This window comes from Bacteroidota bacterium (genome assembly GCA_018816945.1).
Lineage (GTDB): Bacteria > Bacteroidota > Bacteroidia > Bacteroidales.
Map to the genome: position 1 here is coordinate 1 of JAHIVC010000026.1, position 2,056 is coordinate 2,056.

At 34.2% G+C, this 2,056-nt stretch carries 4 protein-coding genes; all 4 read left to right on the plus strand.

Features of this window, described 5'->3' with window-relative positions:
- On the plus strand, positions 1-234 hold a 234-nt coding region (locus tag KKG99_05090), incomplete at its 5' end, for a hypothetical protein (protein ID MBU1012359.1).
- A gap of 7 nt (positions 235-241) precedes the next feature.
- Positions 242-808: a hypothetical protein gene (locus KKG99_05095; GenBank protein MBU1012360.1), complete on the plus strand. Its 567-nt coding sequence runs from the start codon at positions 242-244 to the stop codon at positions 806-808.
- On the plus strand, positions 809-1,285 hold the full coding sequence (locus tag KKG99_05100; protein MBU1012361.1) for a hypothetical protein: 477 nt from the start codon (positions 809-811) through the stop codon (positions 1,283-1,285).
- Positions 1,278-1,958 carry a hypothetical protein gene (locus tag KKG99_05105; protein ID MBU1012362.1) on the plus strand — a complete coding sequence of 227 codons (681 nt, stop codon included), beginning with the start codon at positions 1,278-1,280 and terminating at the stop codon, positions 1,956-1,958. Before KKG99_05100 ends, KKG99_05105 begins: the two co-directional genes overlap by 8 nt.
- Positions 1,959-2,056 lie beyond the last annotated feature (98 nt).

Here is a 2,056-nt window from a genome sequence, read left to right on the forward strand (position 1 = left end):
ACAAAATATAGAATATCAGATATTTCTACAAAAACATTACCTGTTGAATCTGGAAAAATAGGAACACCTGTACAGATTACAATAATAATTGTTGAAGGATCAGGAAGCCCTGTTCCACTTGTATTAAACTATGGTTCAGAAAAGGAAACATTAAAAGTAATTAACGGTGTTTATACTATTAAACGATATTTCGAAGCAGGAACTTACAGCATATGTGCTGAATTAATCCAATGAGGGTATTATGACCATAGTACATTTTATGGATTTTACACAGTCAAAAAACTGCTATTATGATGGCCAATATCCTAAGATAGCGGCTGAATGGATGCGTTATAAACCAGACTGCCAAATACAAACGGCATATGGTAATTATTTCAGGATGCGTATTAAATCCGCTGATATAATGTATAATGAATTAGCTAAAACGATAAGTTCGTATGAAGCCGTATTATTCACTAACAAAGCATATAACCGGTCTTTTAATTGTTCTATCGCCAAATTCACAATGAAAAGTGTTATTGATAGGCTTATTAAGAATTACCCTGATAAAGTTAGATTAGCTGAAACTTGCGGTACTGTTCCGAAATATCCCTTAAAAATAGATTCATTGGAAAGTAGTATTGCTGGCACTAAAATCCAATTAAAAATAAATGTTAGTGGTGATATCCTGGGGAAAGCCCGTATAGTATGGGGATCGTTGGCAAACAGTGAAATAGTCACGATTAATCCTGCTGAAATAAAATCAGTGACCTACAAAAAATCGATGTCCCCAGGGGAGCATACAATTTGTGTATCAGAGGTAACTTGAATGGGTCTAATTGATATTGATGATCGGGATATAATAAATAATAATTATTATACCCTAACCACTCCAGAACAGCTTAAAACCTGGTTAGGACAAATAAAAGCAGAAAATTTATTAGCCAGAGTTAATAATTTGGGAGAAGGTCGATTTAAACTTGATTTGCCTGTTATAATTTGTACTGCCGGAGATGTTACAGCTTACTTTCAAGTCCCATTCATGCATGTTTTTGAAAAAATGGAGATAAAGCATGTCAATAGTGCCGAGGTTAATTCTACCGATGCATTATCATATTACATCGAGCATAAACAAAATCCAAATTTATGGTTGCGATTTTTAGCAGTAGAAAACTCTATCGGTTCAGACATTGTGGATGAGTATGCTAATTTCAGACATGAGAGGGGGCAGTATCGATTAATTACCAATACCACAAATACGGATAAATTGTATGTGGCAATTTACATAAAAGTGACAGGTGATTAATTTGCCGATTTATAGGCGTGAAAACGGTAAACTTGAATCAGTACCGGGCAACTATGCTATACTTGATGAAAACGGATTGATGCCTGAAAACACTATCCCTTTATCAGGAATTAAATATTTTAACCATAACGGTGATGTAACTAATTTTCTGGATATTCCTTTGTTAGGAAACGGGAGTGCGACAGAAAACATCGCAGAACATAAAATGGATTTAGATTCTGGAGCTATAACCGGATATGCTGCTTATCAATCCAAAAACGTGCTTCCTATTTCAAATTTGAAAGCGTCATTTAAAATAACTGATTTTTTACCACAAACTTTGGGACAATTAAAACTTTTTAATTTTGGGATATATTCCGCCGTTGAGAATTTACCAGACGGAATTTATTTTAGCTATAATGCTGATATCCCTGCGGGCGTATTATGGATTAAATCCGGGGTGAACAATGAAACCCAGGGGATGAGTATATCGGATGACGATGTATTCCATTTTATAACGAATGGTGTTTCACATAAAATATATCAGAACAGAACACTTGTAAAAACTTCAAATCTGAGTTTAACAGGTAATTTTTATGTAGGTGCATATGTAAAGGTACCATGGCCGGGGGCTTTCATTACAGATTCAATGAAAGTAAGTATTGATTATATAAACATAGAAACAATGGAGTAGTAAATATGGTATTTAAATTTGATATAGGTGATACGGTCGAAGTAATTTATTCGCCTGGAGTTTATCATATTGTCAATGATCGATATGTCGATGGTTTG